Below are 19172 nucleotides of genomic sequence, written 5' to 3'. Positions count from 1 at the left end.
CTCCGTAGGGCCGTGCCCCTGTTCTGGCGCCAAGCTACGGCGATCTTCGTTAACAAGCGGTTTTGATCGAGGCAACTTCTGGGCAGCTTCTGCCGGGCAAGGCTGGACCGGTCCGGGGCCTGCCCAGGCCCCTCGCCCACCCCTTGCCCCATGAAATCAAGGCGTTAGCGATTGGCACGCGGCATGCACCTGTTCCTGGCGAGCACATCATCGGCCTGTCGCCGGTGTCGCTGGAGAACGCAAACGGTGGAAAACGCGCTTTATGTCGGCCTGTCCCAGCAGATGGTGCTGGAGCGCCAGATGGAAATGGTGGCCAACAACATCGCGAATCTGAACACCACCGCCTTCAAGGGCGAACGGCCGGTGTTTCAGGAATACGTGATGCAGGCGGGCCAGAACAAGCCGGTCTCCTTCGTGCTGGATTACGGCGTTTCGCGCGACAGCCGCGCCGGCGTCCTCACCCCCACCGACAGCCCCTTCGACGTCGCCATGAACGGCGACGGCTGGTTTTCGGTCCAGACCCCCAACGGCGTCCGCTATACCCGCAACGGCCATTTCACCATGGACCCGGACGGCCGCATGGTGACGCGCGAAGGCTATGCCCTGCTCGACGACGGCGGCGGCGAGATCACCATCGACCAGCCCGAACTGGGCACCCCCGTGATCGGCCGCGACGGCACCGTGGCCCAGGGCACCAATCAGATCGGCCGGGTCGGCGTCTTCACCTTCGCCAACGACCAGCAACTGCGCGCCGCCGGCGACAGCCTGTACGAAGCCCCGGCGGGCGCCGCCCCGACCGCGGCCAACGACACCGCCCAGGTGGTCCAGGGCATGCTCGAAGGCTCGAACGTGCAGCCGGTGGTCGAGATGACCCGCATGATCGACCTGCAGCGCCGCTACCAGACCATGCAGAACCTGATGACCAGTGATCACGACCTGCAGCGCACCGCCATCCAGCGGCTGGGCAGGGTCAACCAGGCCTGACGAGGAGAATTCCCATGCGCAGTCTTTCCATCGGCGCGACCGGCATGCTGGCCCAGCAGCTCAACGTCGAAGTCATTTCCAACAACCTGGCCAACCTCTCGACCACCGGCTTCAAGCGCCAGCGGGCCGAGTTCCAGGACCTGCTCTACGAGAACCTGAAGCGCATGGGCACCAGCTCGTCCGACGCCGGCACGGTGATCCCGTCGGGCATCCAGCTCGGCACCGGCGTCAAGACCGGCTCGGTCTACCGCATCATCGGCCAGGGCAACATGACCATGACCGAGAACACCTACGACATGGCGGTCCAGGGCCGCGGCTATTTCCGGGTCGAGCTGCCCAGCGGCGACGAGGCCTATACCCGCGCCGGCTCGTTCCAGCTCAACGGCGACGGCCAGCTCGTCACCCAGGACGGCTATACGGTGCAGCCGGGCATCGTCATCCCCCAGGATGCGACGGAAGTCTCGATCTCCGCCTCGGGCGAGGTCGCGGTCAGCGTGCCCAACCAGGTAACGCCGCAGGTGGTGGGCCAGCTCGACCTGGCGACCTTCATCAATCCGGCGGGCCTGGAGGCGACCGGCAACAACCTGTTCCTGGAGACCCCGGCCTCGGGCACGCCGACCACCGGCATCCCGGGCGACGTCGGCTTCGGCACCCTGCTCCAGGGCTTCCTCGAATCCTCGAACGTCAACCCGGTGCAGGAGATCACCAACCTGATCTCGGCCCAGCGCGCCTACGAGCTCAATTCCAAGGTCATCACGGCATCCGACGAGATGCTGCAGACCGTCAGCCAGCTACGGTGAGGAGAGCGCCATGATCCGCTTGTGCTTCGGCATCCTGCTCTGGGCCCTGGCCTGGGGCCTGGCCATGCCCGTCCGCGCCGACGAGGCGGCCCCCATGGCCGTCCCAACCGTAACCATCCCCGTCCTGGCCCGCGACCTGGCCGCCGGCGAGGTGGTAACGGCCGACGACCTGGTCGACCTGCCCGTCCAGGGCCCGGTCGCCGGCAGCGTCGTGCAGCGCGAGCAGGACATCGTCGGCCTCGCCGCCCGCAAGCCCCTTCGCGCCGGCAAGCCCGTCGCGCTGAGCGAACTGCGCCAGCCGATCCTGGTCGCCAAGGGCAGCCTGGTAAACATCCGCGTCTCGATGCCGGGCATCGAGCTCTCGACCACCGCCAAGGCGATCGAACAGGGCGCCATGGGCGAGGTCGTGCGGGTCATGAACCTGACCTCCAACCGCATCGTCCAGGCCGTCGTCACCGGCCCCGGCGAGGCGCAAGTCCCCGTAACCGCCGCCCCGGCCGTCCCCCTCACGCCAGAAGGCTGACCATCATGACCAAGAAGATCGCCGCCCGCTTCGCCCTCGTCGCCCTCGCCGCCAGCCTGGGTGCCTGCTCGAGCCTCACCGAACGCCTGGACCGCATCGGCCGGGCCCCGGACCTGACCCCGATCGCCAACCCGACCACGGCCGCCGGCTACACCCCCGTCAGCCTGCCCATGCCCAACGACCCTCAGGGCCGCGCCGCCGGCGCCTCCTCGGCCAGCCTGTGGCAGACCGGCTCGCGTGCCTTCTTCAAGGACAACCGCGCCGCCCGCGTGGGCGACATCCTGACCGTCGCGATCGATATCGACGAACAGGCCAGCCTGTCGAACGAGACCAAGCGCAAGCGCGCCGCGACCGAGGGCATGGGCCTCAACGGCCTGCTGGGCCTCGAAGGCGCGGCCGGCCAGTTCCTGCCCGAGGGCTACAACCCCAGCGCCGCGGTCGACGTCGACTCCGACACCGCGACCAACGGCACCGGCTCGGTCGACCGCTCGGAAGCGGTGAAGCTGACCATCGCCGCGGTGGTGACCCAGGTCCTGCCCAACGGCAACCTGGTCATCCAGGGCAGCCAGGAAGTGCGCGTGAACTACGAAGTGCGCGAATTGCTGATCGCCGGCATCGTGCGCCCCTCGGACATTTCCGCCGCCAACACGATCAAGCACACCCAGATCGCCGAGGCCCGCATCTCCTACGGCGGCCGCGGCCAGATCACCGATGTCCAGCAGCCCCGCTACGGCCAGCAGCTCCTCGACGTGATCCTGCCGTTCTGACGGGCCCCTCAGGCGCCGGGCAGCAGCCCGGCGCCTGAGGGTTACGCCACCTGTCACAGACTATTCAAATTCCGCCCTGCGCCCTTGTGATACCAGTCCGCACACTGGGGAAATCATCTGAGGGGCACTTTTATGACCAACTTGACCATTACAGCCGGGACCACGCGCACGACGCGTCTCGACATGAACACGGCCGGTGTCAACGACCTGACGGTCGAGGCGACCGCCGCCATCTCGGTTTCCGCCAACGCCCAGGCGGTGCGCTTCACCGCCGCCACGACCGACGGCGTCATCACCAACAGCGGCACGATCGAGGACACCGCCGGCGCCGGGCGCGCGATCCGCATCGAGACGGGCGTCGGCAGCAGCTTCACCGCGACCTTCACCAACAATGCCGGCGGCATCATCCAGTCCGACGACGACGCCATCCAGGTCCAGTCGGCGATCACCAGCGGCACCATCGGGATCGAGAATGCCGGCCTGATCAAGTCGACGGTGGGCCAGGCGATCGACTTCGGCGCGGTCAACGGCGCCACCGTCACCCTGACCAACACCGGCGCCATCCAATCCGGCGCGAACGATGCCATCCGGACCGGCGCCAATGCCGAGGTCGTCAATTCCGGCACCATCAACGGCGGCACCACGGCCGGCTTTACCGCCTCGACCGACGGCGTCGACTTCCGCGCCTTCAGCGGCTCGCTCCACAACCTGACCGGCGGCGACATCTCCGCCGATCGCCACGGCGTCAACGCGGGCGACAACGACGTTGCCGGCACCATCATCGTGATCAACGAGGCCGGCGCCGCCATCACCGGGCGCAATGGCTCGGGCGTCGGCTCCGACGGCGGCGGCGGTGTCACCAACTACGGCACCATCACCGGGTCGTTCAGCAACGACATCGCCTCCGACGTGAACAGCGCCGGTGCGGGCGGCACGCCCGACGGTCAGGCTGACGGCGACGGCGACGGTGTCGACTTCGACTTCCAGGCGACCATCATCAACTACGGCACGATCCAGGGCACCGGCGCCGGCGGCCATGGTTCCGACGGCCTGGCCAACACCAGCGAAGGCATCGCGGCAGGCGGCGGCAGCATCACCAACCACGCCGGCGCCACCATCAGCGGCGCCGGCATCGGCATCCTGGTCGACGACAGCTCGCAGGGGAACGCCACGTTCCAGACCACGATCGTGAACGACGGCACGATCGAGGGCACCGCCCTGTTCGGCATCAAGCTGGTCAGCGCCCTGGCCGACACGATCGAGAACAACGGCACCATCACCAGCGGCAACGGCACCGCGATCCTGTTCGGCAGCGGCGACAACACGCTGACGCTGGGCAGCGGCTCCAGCATCGACGGCCAGAGCGACGGCGGCCTGGGCACCAACACGCTGGCCTATTCGGGCTGGACGACCCGGGTCATCGTCAACCTCGCCAGCGGCTATGCCAGCGGGGCCGACGGGGTCGCGAACTTCCAGAACGTCACCGGTTCCGGCGGGGCGGACCTGCTGCTGGGCGATGCGGGCGCCAATGTCCTCTCCGGCGGCGGCGGCAACGATCGTCTCTATGGCGATCTGGGCGATACCCTCAACGGCGACACCGGCACCGACACCATCACACTCTATGATGCGCCGGCGGATGTGGACGGCGGCGACGGCAGCGATACGCTGATCGTCGACGGCACGATCACCTTCGCCGCGGGCAGCATCGCCAATGTCGAACGGATCGTGGTCGAGGACGGCGCGCTCGCCGACTTCACCCTGCTGGCCGACGGCCTGACGCTGGCGGCGCGCAGCAGCGCCGGCGGCGGCGTCGAGATCATCGGCACCGCGGGTGCCGACCGCATCTCGGCGCGGCTGGGCAACGATACCCTGCAGGGCGGCGCGGGCGACGACCTGCTGATCGGCGGCAGCGGCGACGACACCTTCGCCTACGCTCGCGCCGGCTTTGGCAAAGACACCGTCACCCGCTTTGCCGACGGCCTCGACAAGGTCGAGATCAGCACCACCCTCGCCGCCGACTTCGGCGCCCTCACCATCGTCGACCAGGGCAGCCGGACGGTGATCGACTTTGGCGGCGGCGACATGATCGTCCTGCGCGGCGTCCATGCCACCGACGTCGACGCCAGCGACTTCCTCTTCGTCTGAAACGAAACGGGCGCCTTCCCACCGGAAGGCGCCCGATTCATTCAAGCGTCCCCGCTTCACTCAAGCGCCATTGAGGCGCCGCGAAGCTTCAGCGAAGCGAGCCAAGGCGGGCGGATGCCCGCCGCCCGGCGCCTGAGGGACGACGTCAGTCGTCTCTATAAGTTCTCTCCCGCCGCTCGTGCCGTTCCTGCGCTTCGATCGACAGGGTGGCGATCGGGCGGGCGTCGAGGCGGCGCAGGCTGATGGGGTCGCCCGTCTCTTCGCAATAGCCGTAGTTGCCATCTTCGATTCGCCGCAGCGCGGCATCGATCTTGCCGATCAGCTTGCGCTGGCGGTCGCGGGTTCTCAGTTCCAGGGCCCGCTCCGATTCGGCCGATGCGCGATCGGCCATATCGGGTTCCGCCACCGTGTCTTCCTGCAGGTGCTGGAGGGTTTCCTGGCTCTCCCGCAGGATTTCCTCACGCCACGCCAACAATTTGCGCCGGAAATACTCACGCTGGCGCGGGTTCATGAACTCTTCGTCTTCGCTCGGATAATAGTCCGGCGCCAACTCTGCTCCCATGCCATCCCTCATCCACGAACGTAGGCCGCAAGGCGGGCGGAGTATAGGCAGCGCCCGCCCTGTGTTCAAGAGCGCTTACGGGACAAAATATCGCGTATTTTCAGCCACTTACGCGCAAGACCCGCATCCGAGGATCAAAAGCCCAGTTTGGCCAGCTCCACTTCGGCCCGCAGTTCGATGTCGGCCAGCACCGAGATCAGGCGCGGATCGGAGAGTTTTTCCTGCCGGCTGCGCACCAGGTTGAGCAGGTCGTGCAGCTTCTCTTTGGGGACATGGCCGAACAGCAGGCCCATGCGCAGCTCCTCCAGCCGGTCCAGCACATCATGGCCGCGCCTGGCCGCGCGCCGCCGCTCGCCGTCGACATCGACCTCCTGCAAGGCGAACAGCGAGGCCACCCCGCCCATGGGCGCCGCCGCCCCGACCGAGACTGCGGGCCGCGCCTCATCGAGATCCGGCACGGAAAACTGACCGCCGCCACCGGTGCCACGCTTGGCGCCGGGGCCGCTGGGCCCGCCGATCCTGCCATTCCCGTCAATCTTCATACCGCCGCCACCCGTGGTGATGGCGCGATGATGCGGCGGGTAGGGTTAATGGGTGGTGAAGGGGTGGGGGCTTACATGGCGCCAAGCCCGTTTCCATCAGTTGTCCTTGATTGTCGTGTCTCACCCAAAGGGTGCAGTCCAAGGGGGTGCAGTCCACCAAATTCCTGGCACTTTTTTTGGACGTGCGCTTATATAAAGCTGTTTATCCGTCCGAGGCCGATGCCTCGGTCTATATCGTTGATACCTGCGTCGTAATGTAAAATTACGTTGTCGCGATCATGGTATCTTTTTGCTGGAGCAATAAAATGCTATTTGTGGTCTGCACGATAGCATTCATTATAGGGCCAGGAATCGACATCTTTCTTGGTGTATTTGTTGGATTTGCGAATATAATTTATAGTTTTGCTTTTTATATTTTGTTTTTGTTCAGCTCGTTTAAAAAAAACAGATTATACAAAACTATAATATTTTCCTTACCTTTAATCGCCGCGCCTTTTCCACACTACCTCCATATATGGAACGCGCCATATTACTACAAATTTCATCAATTTGTTTGGGAAACAGGAACATTCGACTACGAATTAAAGCGCGTTATACTACAATTTATAGGATTTTTGATCATTTACATTTTCTTGCGATTGAGGGAACGCAAAGAGGCGCGCATCCATGATTAGCATTAATAGGGCAAAAATAGTAGCAAAAATAGGGGACAGACCACGTTAAAACAAAAATAGGGTAACAAAAATAGGGGACAGACCACGTTTATCCACTGCCCGCCTCGCTCTCCGCCAGCCGCTTCGGCCGACCAGCCCGGCCGCGGGTGGCCCGCCGGCCCAGCGTGGCTTCGACTTCTGCGGCGAAGCGTGGCGTGCCGAGCGCATAGTTGCCGTTGGTCGCCTGCCTGATCTGCTCGACGAGATCGGCACTCAGCCGGCCGCGGAACAGCGCCCGATATTCCTTCGCGCAGGCAGCCTGATCGGCACCCAAGGCGCGATAGAGCGGATGCGCCGTCGCCAGGGCGGAGCCGTCCCCCTGCGCGTTGACGCGGTAGCTCGACCAGGGATAGTCACCGGGATGCGCCGTTATCCCCGCACGGACGGGATTGAGTTCGATATAGCGATGGCAGGCCAACACATAAGCCTCTTCCTGTAAGAGGCAGGAGCGGAACCGCCCCTCCCACAACGTCCCGCTGCGCCCATAGCGGCGATTGACATACTGTACATACCGCTGGCCCAGGCCCTTCATCAGATGCCCGGCATTCTCCGGCGCCGCTGGCGTCAACAGCAGATGGACATGATTGGTCATCAAGCACCAGGCATGAATGGCGCAGGCGTGCCGTTGTGCCTGCTCGGCCAGATGATCGAGATAGAAGCGGTAATCCGCCTCGGCGAAGAAGCAGGCCGAGCGATTATTGCCCCGCTGGATCAGGTGCAGCGAGGCACCGGGGAGGATGACGCGGGGACGCCGGGGCATGGCGCATGGCCCTCTCGGTCAGGATCGGGAGGAAATTAACATTGAAATCGTGGTCCGTCCCCTATTTTTGCGCGGGCGAATCAGCGACGTTCAAGGTCACTTCCTGCCGTGCCCGTCATCATGGCTCGTTGCGATAATCAGCAGTGATCCCCTTCCACACAGTCAAAAAAACGACGGACGTCAACGTTGACCCGGTCTGCAAACCGGACGGAGTGATCCAGGATTACAGGGATGCGGGAAACCAAACTGGGCGGAAAGTCCGCGATTTTTGCCGGCTGAAACGGAGCAGCGATAAATTCGTACTGATTTAGGTAGTCCCGGATCCTGTGGATATCGCTCCAATCAAATACAAATATCCCACGTTCTGGATAATATTCATACGTCGACTGGTAAATAATATCGCCGTCAGAACCAACAATACGCGGATATTTGAAAAAATCGCCGGTCACGTCGGGATCATTCCACTGCAACCTCAACACTTCGACTGGTATTGGTGCGCGACCAGCCGTGAAGAAAACACCGACCGATCCAAAGCTATCGGCGCAGAACCATTCCCAATCGATGTCCTCTGGATATGCCGGATGCAGCATTCTGTCGTATCCCCGATTGGCGCCACCCATTCACCGTCGCAGCCCGCTACGAACAATCATAGCGTGAACATCGCGGTTCAACCAACCCGCCGCATCGCGGACAGCGCCAGAATTGGGACGCTGTCGGCAAACGACCCGGCAGACACAGCCCCAATTCTGCCGATTGCCCGAATGCTGCATTGCGGTCATCGTGATGGGGTCATCCGCGTCCCCCGTGATGGAGTTCCCCCGTATGCCGCTTCGCCCGTTGGCCCGTCGCCTATCGCTCGCCGCTGTTGCCTGCCTGCTGCCCACGGTCGCTTTCGCCCATGGCGGGCATGGCGATGGCGGCGGCCTGGCCCAGGGCTTCGCCCATCCGATCGCCGGCCTCGACCACATCCTGGCCATGGTAACCGTCGGCATCTTCGCCTGGCAGATGGGCGGCCGCGCCCTGTGGCTGGTGCCGGCCAGCTTCGTCGGGATCATGGCGGTGGGCGGGGCGCTGGGCGTCGCGGGCGTCGAGGTGCCCCTTGTCGAACTGGGCATCGCCCTGTCGGTCATCGTGCTGGGCGCGGTCGTCGCGGCGGGCGTCGAGGCGCCGCCGGCCCTGGCCATGGGCCTCGTCGGCTTCTTCGCGGTCTTCCACGGCCATGCCCATGGCGCGGAGATGCCGCAAGACGCTTCGGCGTTCGGCTATGGTGCCGGCTTCATGGCCGCCACCGCCCTGCTGCACCTGGGCGGCATCGGGCTGGGCTTTGCCGTCGGCAAGGCCGGCGAGAAATACGGCGCGCTGGTCGTCCGCGCTGCCGGCGGCCTCATCGCCCTGGGTGGCCTGGGCCTGCTGGGCGGCGCGCTCTGAGCCCGGTGCGCAGGGCGGCAGAGATTGCCGCCCTCCTGGCAGGGCTTGCCGGGCCCGGGGCCGGGCATAGACGGCAAGGCGTTGATTTCATTTAGCTAATTCCTGGCATGGCTTTGGCATCGTCTCCCCCGAGCGGAAGAAATCCGCGCGTTCGGAAGGAAGCCGATGTCGAAGTACTTCGCCCCCCTCTTGGTCCTGCTGACCGCCCTGCTCGCCCCGGCGTGGGCGCAGGCCGTCGAATCGCGGATCAAGGACATCGCCAGCGTCCAGGGCGTGCGCGACAACATGCTGGTGGGCTATGGCCTGGTCGTCGGGCTGGACGGCTCGGGCGATTCCCTGCGCAACTCCCCCTTCACCAAGCAGAGCCTGGAGGCGATGCTGGAACGGCTGGGCGTCAACACCCGCGACAGCGACCTCAAGACCAAGAATGTCGCCGCGGTCATGGTTACCGCCGAACTGCCGCCCTTCGGCCGCGCCGGCAGCCGGATCGACGTCAACGTCTCGGCGCTGGGCGATGCCAAGAGCCTGCTGGGCGGCACCCTGCTGGTCACGCCCCTCCTGGGCGCCGACGGCGAGGTCTATGCCGTCGCCCAGGGCCAGGTCGCGGTCAGCGGCTTCAAGGCGCAAGGAGCGGCCACCACCGTGACCAAGGGCGTGCCCACCTCGGGCCGCATCGCCAACGGCGCGGTGGTGGAGCGCGAGGTGGCCTATGCCTTCGGCACCGAGCCCACCCTGCGCCTGGCCCTGCGCAACCCCGATTTCACCACCGCGCGGCGCATCGCCCAGGCGGTCAATGCCAAGCTGACCGGGGCGGCCCGGGCGCTCGATCCCTCGACCGTGGAAATCCAGATCCCGCCGGCGGCACGCGCCGATATCGTCGCCTTCGTCACCGGCATCGAACAGTTGCGTGTCACCCCCGACACGACCGCCCGCATCGTCATCGACGAAGCCTCAGGCACCATCGTCATCGGCGCCGATGTCCGGGTCTCGACCGTGGCGATCGCCCAGGGCAACCTCACCGTGCGCATCACCGAAACCCCGCAGGTCTCGCAGCCCGCCCCGTTCTCGGACGGCTCGACCGTGGTGGTGCCGCGCACCGACGTCCAGGTCGACGAAGGGGGCGAGCAGCGGGTCGTGGTCATGCGCTCGGGCGTCAGCCTGCAAGACCTGGTGAACGGCCTCAACGGGCTGGGGGTGGGCCCGCGCGACCTGATCTCGATCCTGCAGGCGATCAAGGCCGCGGGCGCCCTCCAGGCCGATATCGAGGTGATGTGATGAGCACCCTCGCCGATCCCGTCACCGTCGCCTATCCGGCCTACAAGGCCCTGCCCGCGGTCCCGGCGAAGCTCAAGGCGTCGGCCCAGGATTTCGAGGCCATGGTGCTGAGCGAGATGATGAGCCCGATGTTCGCGGGCCTGAAGACCGACGGCCCCTTCGGCGGCGGCCAGGGCGAGGAAGCCTTTCGCGGCTTCCTGACCCAGGAATACGGCAAGGCGATCGCCGCCCGCGGCGGCATCGGCGTCGCCGACATGCTGATCCGTTCCCTCATGGTGACCCAGGAGATCCCCCATGGCCAATGACGCGCCCCCACCTGACGCCCCCCTGCCCGCCCGCGAAGTGGCGATCCTCGCCAGCCTGACCGATCGCCTGACCCAGGCGGTGGAAAACGAGTGCGGCGCCATGGCCGACCGCCGCTTCGAGAAACTGCAGCCGCTGGTCGAGGCCAAGCTGCAGGTGGTCACCGCCTATGACGCGCAGCTGCACCGCCTGGGCGGGCCGGAAGCGGTCGCCCGCGACATCGGGGCCAGCGCCGCCCTGCGCGAGCCCACCGCCCGCCTGCGCGAGATCCTGGCCCTGCACACGGTCCAGATCGCGGCCGCCCGCACCGTGGCCGATCGCCTGATGCGCTCGATCGCCGACACCGTCGCCACCCAGGCCCGGCCGGTGCTGGGCTATGGCCCGGGGGCCGCGGTCCGCACCGCCAGCGCGGCGCCGGCGGCGATGGCCTTCCACGCCCAGGTCTAGGCGCCCGGACCTAGGTTTGGGCGTATTGCTGGGCCAGGCGCCAGAACCGCTCTGCCGGGGCGGTGGCGCCCTCGGCCCTGGTGAAGAAACTGAACGGCACGGGCGGCGAATCCTGCAACGGACGACGGGTGCGCTTGACCGATTTCGCCAGGCTCGAGCGGCCAAGGCCGAAATCGGTGACGATCAGGGGCGGCGTCTCGCGCTGGTCCGCCTCGGGCTCCTCGTGGAATTCCACGATCTGGACCAGTTGCGCGCCCGCCTGGGCCAGCGGCTTGAAGGCCACGTCGAACAATTGGGGATAGAGGCCGCGGGTGAACACCGCCACCCGCCGCCCGGCCAGGGCCGCGGCCGGCAGCGGCCCGGTCCCGGCCAGCGGATCGTCCGCAGCCAGCAGGAATTCGACCGCCAGGGTACAGATCGGCACCTGCCGCAACCCCTCGGGCTGCAGCCAGCCGATGCCGAAGGCGCCGTCCAGCGCCCCGCTCAGCACCCGCTCGAGCAGCAGGGGCGTCCAGCCGATCTCCAACTCCAGGCTGACATCGCCGTGCCGGGCCATGAAGTCCGAGACCAGTTTCGTGCGGACCGGGATGCGGGCGCTGTAGGGCGGCGCGCCGATGCGCAGGCGTGCCGGATCCGCGTGGCCCAAGGCGCGCGCGGCCTGGGCCAGGGCCGCGGCGGCCTGGGCCAGCGGGCGCGCGGCCGCCAGAAAGGCATGGCCTTTCTCGGTCAGCTCGATGCGCCTTGTGGTACGGGTGAACAGGGCAAAGCCCAGTTGCGCCTCGAGCAGCCTGATCCGCTGCGACAGCCAGGGCTGGGCCAGCCCCAGCTTGGCCGCGGCCCGGGTGAACGAGGCCTCCTCGGCCACCGCCACGAAATGCACCGCCGCCTTGATGTCGAAGTTCACGATCGCCGTGGCCCCTGCCTGCCACCGGGCAGGATAGAGGCGAAAGCGATGGCGATCGACGGCAAAAGGTGCCGGGCAGTCGTTGCCCAGCCGGCAAGTTTTGCCGGGTAAAACCCCTCGAGCCGGCAAATTTTGCCGAGCTGCCGGCGCGAAATTCCCAAATCGGCAAGATTTTCCGCCATTCCGGTTCTTTGGCACGGACCCTGCACTGATCCTGCCGAGGCTCAGAAGAGCTTCGAAACCAAGACCCAGAAGGATCAAGCAAATGGCCGATATCACCCTGACCGCCACCTCGCGGTCCAATCTTCTCTCGCTGAACCAGACCACCGACCTCGCCAACCGGACCCAGACCCGTCTGGCCACCGGCCTGAAGGTGTCCAGCGCCATCGACGACGCGGCGGCCTATTTCGCCTCCAAGACCCTGTCGGATCGCGCCAACGACTTCTCCGCCCGCAAGGACGAGATCAACCAGGGCATCTCGACCCTGAAGGCCGCGGTGAACGCCACCGAATCGGTCGACAAGCTGTTGAAGCAGATCAAGGGCGTCGCGATTTCGGCCAAGACCGCCGACGATGCCGGCAAGGCCGACCTGGGCGCCCAGTTCGCCGACCTGCTCGACCAGGTGAACAGCCTGCTCGGCGACGCCAGCTACCAGGGCACCAACCTCGTCAACTCGACGACCCAGTCCCTGACCGTCCGCTTCTCGGAAGTGACCACGGCGCAGCTCGACGTCAGCAGCCGTGACCTGCGCGCCGGTGCCCTGTTCACCGCTGCGGCCAATGCCTCGGACGTCGGTTCGGACATCGCCGCGGCCCTGATCGGCGGCAGCTCGTTCACCGCCATCGCGACCTCGGCGTTGATCACCACGATCAACGACATCACCTCGGCGGTCGACTCGGCGGTCTCCACGGTCCGCGCCACGGCCTCGAACCTCGGCTCGAACATCACCCTGCTGCAGACCCGCGCCGACTTCACCAGCAACTATGTGAACTCGCTGACGGAAGGCGCCGACAAGCTGCGCCTGGCCGACCTGAACGAAGAAGGCGCCAACCTGGTTGCCTTGCAGACCCGCCAGCAGCTTGCCCTGCAGGCCCTGAACTTCGCCGGCCAGAGCGAGCAGAACGTCCTGTCGCTGTTCCGCTGAGCGACAGCAAAAACAGGGTTGGTAACGGAAGGGCGGCCTTGGGCCGCCCTTCTGCTTTGAGGCAAGCGCCCGCGCGCTTTACCTCGAATTAACGAAACCGGGCCCAGAGTGACCTCCGTCGAGTGAGACGAGGAGGTTTCGGCGTGCCCCTGAAAATTACGCTAGCACCGGAAGAGAAGATCATCGTCAACGGCGTCGTCATCGCCAATGCCGGTGGGCCTGCGACTCTGTCGGTGCTCAATCGCGCCCAGATCCTGCGCGGCAAGGACATCCTGGCCGCGGAAGACGCCCAGACGCCGGCCACCCGTATCTATTACGTGCTTCAGTGCCTGTACCTGTTCCCCGACCGCGCCGCCGACTATCAGGCTGCCGCCAAGGGATTTCTTGCGGACTACGCCGCCGCGGCCCCCAGTGCCGCCGCCACCATCGCCGAGATCACCGAACAACTGGCGACCCGGCAGATCTATCCCGCGCTGAAGACGGCCAAGAAGCTATTGGCGCACGAGAAGGAGATTTTCGCCCATGTACCCGACCCAGCGCCGGCCCACCTATAGCCAGATCCCGCCCGAGGGCGATCCGCGGCGCACCGAGGGCTGGGCCCTGACGGAGTCCGCCCGCCGCCTGGCGGAGGCCCAGCGCAACCCGGCCGACAACGCCGCCTTCCTGGATGCCGTCCGGCGCAACTGGCGCCTGTGGACGATCTTCCAGGCCGGCGTGATGTCGCCCGACTCGCCCATGCCCAACGAGCTGAAGGCCAATGTCCTGTCGCTGTCGAACTTCATCGACCGCCACACGGTCGGCGTGCTCGCCGATCCCAGCCCCGGCAAGCTGGACATCCTGATCCGCATCAACCGCGAGATCGCCGCCGGCCTGCTGGCGACGCCCGCGACCGCGGCGGTGACAGCAACGGTTTCCGTGCCGGCCAAGCCCGCCGGCGGCTTCAGCCACTCGGTGTAACCTTGACCATTGCCAGCCTCGCCGCCGCCCCCGCGGCGCCCGCCACCAGCGCCGACCAGATGATCGCCCCGTTCCTGGGCGAGATCGTTGCCCTGCTCGACGCGGGCGAACGCGACCAGGCGATTGCCCGGGTCGAGGGCCGGCTGGAACAGGCGCCCGCCGATGCCGCGGCGCTGACCGCGATGGGCCACCTGGGCTTCCTGTCGAGCGATTTCGCCCTGGCCCTGGAGGCCCTGCGCGAAGCCCACGACCTGGCCCCGGCGAGCGCCGTGATCGCCGAGGCGCTGGCCATTCTCTTCGCCCTGGCCGGCGAACTGGCCGAGGCGACCTATTATGCCAAGCTGTCCAAGGCCAACGGCCTGGACGAGGCGACCCTGGCGCTGTTCCCGCGCGGCTGGCCGCGCTTCACCACCGCCTTCAGCACCATCGGCGAGCGCCCGTTCCTGGCCCGCGGCCTGGCCGCGCTGGCGCGGGGCGAGATCGACGAGGCCCGGAAGAACCTGGCCGTGCAGGCGGCTTTCAGCCCCAACGACGGGATGACCCAGCGGGCCCTGGCGGATGCCGAACTGGCCGCGGGGCAGCCGCGCCGCGCCGCCGATATCCTGGCCCGCTTCGCCGCCAACGGCACCGCCGACAGTTGGGACCTGTCGCGCCTGGGGCTGGCGCTGGCCTGCGCCGGCGAGGCACAGGCGGCCCACGGCATCTGTGCCGAGGCCGCCGCCGATCTTGCCCCGGGGGCCGAGGCCGACCTGGTGGCGACACGCCTGGTCGCCGCTTTGTTCGATCCCGCGACACCGCGTGACGGTGCGCCGCTCGCCGCCCTGGTGGCACAGGTCCAGGCACCGCTATGCGGTGCGGCCCCCATCGCCGGCCATGTCGCCGGCGTCGAGGCGCCGCGCCGGATCGGCGTCCTGGCCGCCGCGCTGACCCACCCGCGCGACCTTGAAACCATCGCCGTCCTGGGCCAGGGCCTGCGCGACGGCGGCGCGGCCGACCTGGTCGTGTTCGGCAGCGGCGCCCTGGCGGCGCCCCGCAACCGCCTGCTGCAGGGCCGCGTCGCCCGGCACATCGATGCCGCCGACTTCGACGGCGACACCCTCGCCTACACCATCGCCAGCGAGAACCTGAATATTCTGCTCGACGCCGGCGGCATCGGCGCGGCGCTCCATCTCTCCACCCTGGCCCAGCACCCCGCCGGCTGCGCCGCGGCCTGGCTCAACGGCGCCTTCGACGGCTTCGCGCCGGGGCTCGACCTGATGATCGGCGGCAATGCCCTCGACCCCGGCACCGGGCCCCTGCCTGTCGCCCCCTGCGCCGGCGGCCTGGTCGGCCGGCTGGAACGCAGCCCCCGCCTGGTCACCGGCAACGCCGTCCCCCTGCTGGGCGCCGATATCCTGCCCGGCCAGTTGCACGACGAGCTGTTGCAGGCCTGGGCGGCGATCCTCGCCCGCCTGCCGCAGGCCCGGCTGCTGCTGCGCGACCGCGAGATGAGCCATCCCGACAATGTCGCCTCCCTGATCGCCCGCGCCTCGGCCTTGGGGATCGCCGAGCGGATCGAGATCGTCGACGGGGCCGATCAGGCTTTCACCGCCGGCCTCGACCTGCTGCTGACACCCTTCGTCGCCACCGACGGCCACGACGTCGTCACCGCCGCGGCCGTGGCGACCCCTGCCGTTGCCCTGGCCGGTCCCGTCCGCCACCGCCGGTTCGCCGCCGCCGCCCTGTCCGCGCTGGGCCTCGGTGCCCAGGCCGCCCCGACGATCGATGGCTATGTCGAGATCGCCGTCGGCCTGGCCGGCGACCGCGAGGCCCGCCAGCGCACGGCCGATGCCGCCGCCGCCGCCCCCGCCTTCGCCCCGCAGCGCTTCGCCCAGGCGCTGCTCGATGCCCTGCGCGAGGCGGCACGATGACCGCCCCGGCGCCGGCGAACCCCGATTTCGCTGCGCGCTTTCCCGCGGCCGCCGCGGCCCTGCCCACGGGGCCGCTGCACACCAAGCTGATCCGGGACGCGGCCGGCCGCGCCATCGACATCGACCTGGGCCAGGGCCGTCTCTACACCGGCGACGGCAGCAAGATCGCCGCCGATCAGGTGGAACGCTTCGAGGCGCGCCCGCTGCGCTTCTTCCTCAACGACCTGGCCGGGGCCAACATCGGCAGCGCGGTTTCGGCGCGCCTGCGCGATCGCCTGCTGGGCAGCCTGCGCGAGATGGGCATCACCACGCTCACTGATAAGCCGGATTACGAAGGCACCTTCCTGGTCATCCTGGGGGTCGGCCTCGGCCACCACCTGGCCGGCCTGATCGAGACCACCAAGGCCCGCCACGTCCTGATCGTCGAGCCGGTGGCCGAGTTCATGGCCCACGCCATGGAGACGGTCGACTGGCCCGCCCTGTTCGAGCGGGCGCAAGCGCGGGGCCTGACCCTGGAGGTCAACCTGTCGGCCACGCCCGAGGCCATCGTCGACGCGGTCAAGGCGCTGATCGGCCGGGTGGGCGAGCCGTTCATCGACGGCGCCTATGTCTTCCTGCACTACCCGTCCTGGGCCCTGACCGAGACCCGCGACCGCCTGCAACTGGTGGTCGACCAGATCTTCATCTCCAAGGGGTTCTACGAAGACGAACTCCTGATGATGACCAATGCCGTCGGCAACATGGTGCATCACGATTATCGCGTGATCGACGCCAAGCCCAAGCTGGCCCGCAAGGAAACCGCGATCATCGTCGGCTCAGGCCCGTCGATCGACCGCTCGCTGGACGATCTCAAGCGCCTGCAACGCGACGGCATCGTCTTCTCGGCCGGGACCGGCCTGCGGGTCTGCCTGCGCAACGGCATCCGCCCCGACTTCCACTGCGAACTGGAGAATGGCGAGGCGACCTTCGAGGTGCTCTCGGCGCTGGCGCGGGAATTCGACCTGTCGGGCATCAAGCTGATCGCCTCGATGACGGTCGATCCCCGGGTGCCCGCCCTGTTCGCGGAAAAATACTTCTTCTTCCGCGACTCGGTCAGCTCGACCCGGATCCTGGCGCCGCCGCGCCACGAGTTGCGCGGGGCCGCCCCGACCTGCGTCAACACGGCCGTGCGCCTCGCCGCGGCCCTGGGCTTCACCGAGCTGGTGCTGTTCGGCACCGACTGCGGCACCAAGCTGGGCCAGGCCAAGCATTCGAAAGATTCGATCTACGGCACCGAGCAGAAGTTCAAGGCGGTCGACGCCAAGATCCAGTTCAACCAGACCCTGCCCGGCAATTTCGGCGGCGCGGTCGAGACCCATTGGATCTTGTCGCTGTGCGCCCGCATGATCGGCGACGCCGCCGCCCACCTGCGCCTCAATGTGCTCAACACCGCCGACGGCGCCCGCCTGCACGCCACCACGCCGCGCCTGTCGTCGACCATCCGGCGCCTGTCGCATCTGGCCGACCGCAGCCGGCTGAACGCCGATCTCGCCCGCATCACCACCCCTTCGCCCCGGCGCCTTCCTGGCGCGCTGGCCGCGCGGCGTCCTGCTCGGCGCGGCCGAGGCCTTCTTTGCCGAATTGCTGACCCTGGTCGACGAGACGATCGCCGAGGATGGCGACCTGGTCAGCTTCTGGCGGCGCTTAGGACCCTTCATGGCGACCCTGGAGGGCAACTATGCCGGCACCCACAGCGTGGCCATCGGGTCCATCCGCTCGATGCCCAAGATCGGCATGTTCTTTGCTCATCGAATTACCGATCGGGCCAAGCGCCAGCGGCTGATCGCCGACTTCTTCGAGGAGTATCGGGCGATCGTCTGCTTCATGCGCGACGGCACCGTCGAACTTCTGCGCCGGCTCGAGGAAAACCTCGACGAGGCGGCGCCGCTGACGGAGGAAATGCGCGCATGACCTCGCTCCTCGGCCTTTCGGCCACCCAGCAGAAGGCGCAGATCAGCGCGGCGCTCGACCGCACCTATCTGCTGATCAAGGCCGGCGTGGAAGCCCGCCACCAGCAGCAACTGGCGACGATCCAGAACCGCTTCAACCAGTCGAGCGCGCTGACCACGCTGCAACAGGACATCAATCGCCTCTCGGAAGTGAAGTCGGCCGCCGACGATGCGGTGAGCGCGCTGAAATCGGCCGGCGAGACCTCGCAATCCGTGCTGCTGCGCCTCAACGAGGCGCTGGCCGCGGCCAAGAACGGCAATGCCAATGGCTTCGACACGGCCATCAACCGGCTGAATATCGCGGTCGGCAGCCGCGGTGCCGGCCTCGACGAGCTGGTGGGCAATGTCGCCGCCGGGCAGAACGGCGCGCGGTCCGAGTTCATCGACGCGGGATCGAGCCAGATCCTGCTGTCGCTGCGCGCGCTGGGCAGCCGCTTCGCCCTGGTCGAGCAGGGCACCGGCAGGCAGTTCGAGCCCAACTTCATCGACCAGACCCTGAGCGTCGGCGACAAGCGGGTCGCCGTCGCCGACCTGTCGCTGATCTCGCGCGATGGCGACACCTTGACCTTCACCGACGGCACCGACACCTGGACCGCCGACTTCAAGTCGGGCGGCCTGCCGGTCGGCTCGGCCTGGACTTACGGCGGGCTGACCGGCGACGGCCAGGCCAAGGCAATCGAAGACATCACCGCCGCCATGAAACTGGTGCGCAAGGCGACCGACGATCTCAGCAATGGCGGCCTACAGGCCGAGGTGGGAACCAGCATGTTGCAAAGCCGGCTCGATGCCATGGGTGACGAGGCCCTGCGCCTGAACGACGCCCAGTTCGACGAAATGTCGGCCGCCAAGGCGGCCGCGACCACGCGCTATGAGATGACCCTGCGCGGCCTCGCCTTCGCGGCGCAGGCCCAGCGCGAGGTGATCGGCGCGATGATCCAGCCCGACCCGGTTTCCAGCAAGAGCGTCTTCTCGATCCTGGGCGGGAGCTGAAAAAGGTAAATCCCCTCGCCCCGCTTGCGG

The 19172-nt window shown here is 67.3% G+C and carries 19 protein-coding genes; 14 read left to right on the top strand and 5 right to left on the bottom strand.

Annotated elements, in window-relative coordinates; genetic code table 11:
- Positions 1 to 246 precede the first annotated feature (246 nt).
- The 5 genes from flgF to D3874_RS08765 all read left to right on the top strand — a co-directional run bounded on the left by flgF (position 247) and on the right by D3874_RS08765 (position 5219).
- Entirely contained in the window at positions 247 to 984 is a 738-nt protein-coding gene (gene flgF / locus D3874_RS08785) for a flagellar basal-body rod protein FlgF (protein ID WP_119777753.1), read from the top strand.
- Between the two features lie 14 nt (positions 985 to 998).
- Positions 999 to 1784 (top strand): flagellar basal-body rod protein FlgG, encoded by a 786-nt coding sequence (flgG, locus tag D3874_RS08780; protein WP_119777752.1) that lies wholly within the window; start codon positions 999 to 1001, stop codon positions 1782 to 1784.
- Between the two features lie 10 nt (positions 1785 to 1794).
- Positions 1795 to 2307 (top strand): flagellar basal body P-ring formation chaperone FlgA, encoded by a 513-nt coding sequence (gene flgA, locus D3874_RS08775; protein ID WP_119777751.1) that lies wholly within the window; start codon positions 1795 to 1797, stop codon positions 2305 to 2307.
- A 5-nt stretch (positions 2308 to 2312) separates the two neighbouring features.
- Positions 2313 to 3074: a flagellar basal body L-ring protein FlgH gene (gene flgH / locus D3874_RS08770; protein WP_119777750.1), complete on the top strand. Its 762-nt coding sequence runs from the start codon at positions 2313 to 2315 to the stop codon at positions 3072 to 3074.
- A gap of 132 nt (positions 3075 to 3206) precedes the next feature.
- Positions 3207 to 5219: a beta strand repeat-containing protein gene (locus tag D3874_RS08765; protein ID WP_119777749.1), complete on the top strand. Its 2013-nt coding sequence runs from the start codon at positions 3207 to 3209 to the stop codon at positions 5217 to 5219.
- A gap of 145 nt (positions 5220 to 5364) precedes the next feature.
- Here D3874_RS08765 and dksA read toward each other — a convergent pair whose 3' ends face one another.
- From dksA to D3874_RS27905, 4 genes are all read right to left on the bottom strand, one after another.
- Positions 5365 to 5781, bottom strand: coding sequence for an RNA polymerase-binding protein DksA (gene dksA / locus D3874_RS08760; protein WP_119777748.1), 417 nt, complete (start codon positions 5779 to 5781; stop codon positions 5365 to 5367).
- Positions 5782 to 5915: 134 nt separating this feature from the next.
- The gene (locus tag D3874_RS08755) at positions 5916 to 6323 is read right to left on the bottom strand and encodes a flagellar assembly protein FliX (protein ID WP_119777747.1); all 408 of its coding nucleotides are present in this window, start codon (positions 6321 to 6323) and stop codon (positions 5916 to 5918) included.
- A gap of 762 nt (positions 6324 to 7085) precedes the next feature.
- Positions 7086 to 7796, bottom strand: coding sequence for a transposase (locus D3874_RS08750; protein WP_119777746.1), 711 nt, complete (start codon positions 7794 to 7796; stop codon positions 7086 to 7088).
- 137 nt (positions 7797 to 7933) lie between these two features.
- On the bottom strand, positions 7934 to 8386 hold the full coding sequence (locus D3874_RS27905) for a hypothetical protein (protein ID WP_147385587.1): 453 nt from the start codon (positions 8384 to 8386) through the stop codon (positions 7934 to 7936).
- A 232-nt stretch (positions 8387 to 8618) separates the two neighbouring features.
- Here D3874_RS27905 and D3874_RS08745 point away from each other — a divergent pair, with 232 nt between their 5' ends.
- From D3874_RS08745 to D3874_RS08730, 4 genes are all read left to right on the top strand, one after another.
- The gene (locus D3874_RS08745; RefSeq protein WP_119782220.1) at positions 8619 to 9224 is read left to right on the top strand and encodes a HupE/UreJ family protein; all 606 of its coding nucleotides are present in this window, start codon (positions 8619 to 8621) and stop codon (positions 9222 to 9224) included.
- A 165-nt stretch (positions 9225 to 9389) separates the two neighbouring features.
- A complete protein-coding gene (locus D3874_RS08740) occupies positions 9390 to 10499 on the top strand; it encodes a flagellar basal body P-ring protein FlgI (protein ID WP_119777745.1) in 1110 nt (369 codons plus the stop codon).
- A complete protein-coding gene (locus D3874_RS08735; RefSeq protein WP_119777744.1) occupies positions 10499 to 10804 on the top strand; it encodes a rod-binding protein in 306 nt (101 codons plus the stop codon). The genes D3874_RS08740 and D3874_RS08735 overlap by 1 nt, the downstream gene beginning before the upstream one ends.
- Positions 10794 to 11249: a hypothetical protein gene (locus tag D3874_RS08730; protein ID WP_119777743.1), complete on the top strand. Its 456-nt coding sequence runs from the start codon at positions 10794 to 10796 to the stop codon at positions 11247 to 11249. The genes D3874_RS08735 and D3874_RS08730 overlap by 11 nt, the downstream gene beginning before the upstream one ends.
- Positions 11250 to 11259: 10 nt before the next feature.
- Here D3874_RS08730 and D3874_RS30140 read toward each other — a convergent pair whose 3' ends face one another.
- The gene (locus D3874_RS30140) at positions 11260 to 12153 is read right to left on the bottom strand and encodes a LysR family transcriptional regulator (protein ID WP_274380575.1); all 894 of its coding nucleotides are present in this window, start codon (positions 12151 to 12153) and stop codon (positions 11260 to 11262) included.
- Positions 12154 to 12418: 265 nt separating this feature from the next.
- Between D3874_RS30140 and D3874_RS08720 the strand changes: the two genes are divergently transcribed.
- The 5 genes from D3874_RS08720 to D3874_RS08700 all read left to right on the top strand — a co-directional run bounded on the left by D3874_RS08720 (position 12419) and on the right by D3874_RS08700 (position 19142).
- On the top strand, positions 12419 to 13297 hold the full coding sequence (locus D3874_RS08720; RefSeq protein ID WP_119777741.1) for a flagellin: 879 nt from the start codon (positions 12419 to 12421) through the stop codon (positions 13295 to 13297).
- A 143-nt stretch (positions 13298 to 13440) separates the two neighbouring features.
- Positions 13441 to 13851 (top strand): flagellar biosynthesis repressor FlbT, encoded by a 411-nt coding sequence (locus tag D3874_RS08715; RefSeq protein ID WP_158595905.1) that lies wholly within the window; start codon positions 13441 to 13443, stop codon positions 13849 to 13851.
- Positions 13820 to 14254 carry a flagellar biosynthesis regulator FlaF gene (flaF, locus tag D3874_RS08710; RefSeq protein ID WP_119777739.1) on the top strand — a complete coding sequence of 145 codons (435 nt, stop codon included), beginning with the start codon at positions 13820 to 13822 and terminating at the stop codon, positions 14252 to 14254. The genes D3874_RS08715 and flaF overlap by 32 nt, the downstream gene beginning before the upstream one ends.
- A gap of 2 nt (positions 14255 to 14256) precedes the next feature.
- Positions 14257 to 16164, top strand: a complete 1908-nt coding sequence (locus D3874_RS31135; protein ID WP_119777738.1) for a tetratricopeptide repeat protein — start codon at positions 14257 to 14259, stop codon at positions 16162 to 16164.
- The gene (locus D3874_RS08700) at positions 16161 to 19142 is read left to right on the top strand and encodes a motility associated factor glycosyltransferase family protein (RefSeq protein ID WP_119777737.1); all 2982 of its coding nucleotides are present in this window, start codon (positions 16161 to 16163) and stop codon (positions 19140 to 19142) included. The genes D3874_RS31135 and D3874_RS08700 overlap by 4 nt, the downstream gene beginning before the upstream one ends.
- Positions 19143 to 19172: the final 30 nt, after the last annotated feature.

The sequence above is a fragment of the Oleomonas cavernae genome (assembly GCF_003590945.1).
GTDB lineage: Bacteria > Pseudomonadota > Alphaproteobacteria > Zavarziniales > Zavarziniaceae > Zavarzinia > Zavarzinia cavernae.
This window is presented reverse-complemented; position numbering and strand designations above follow the sequence as displayed.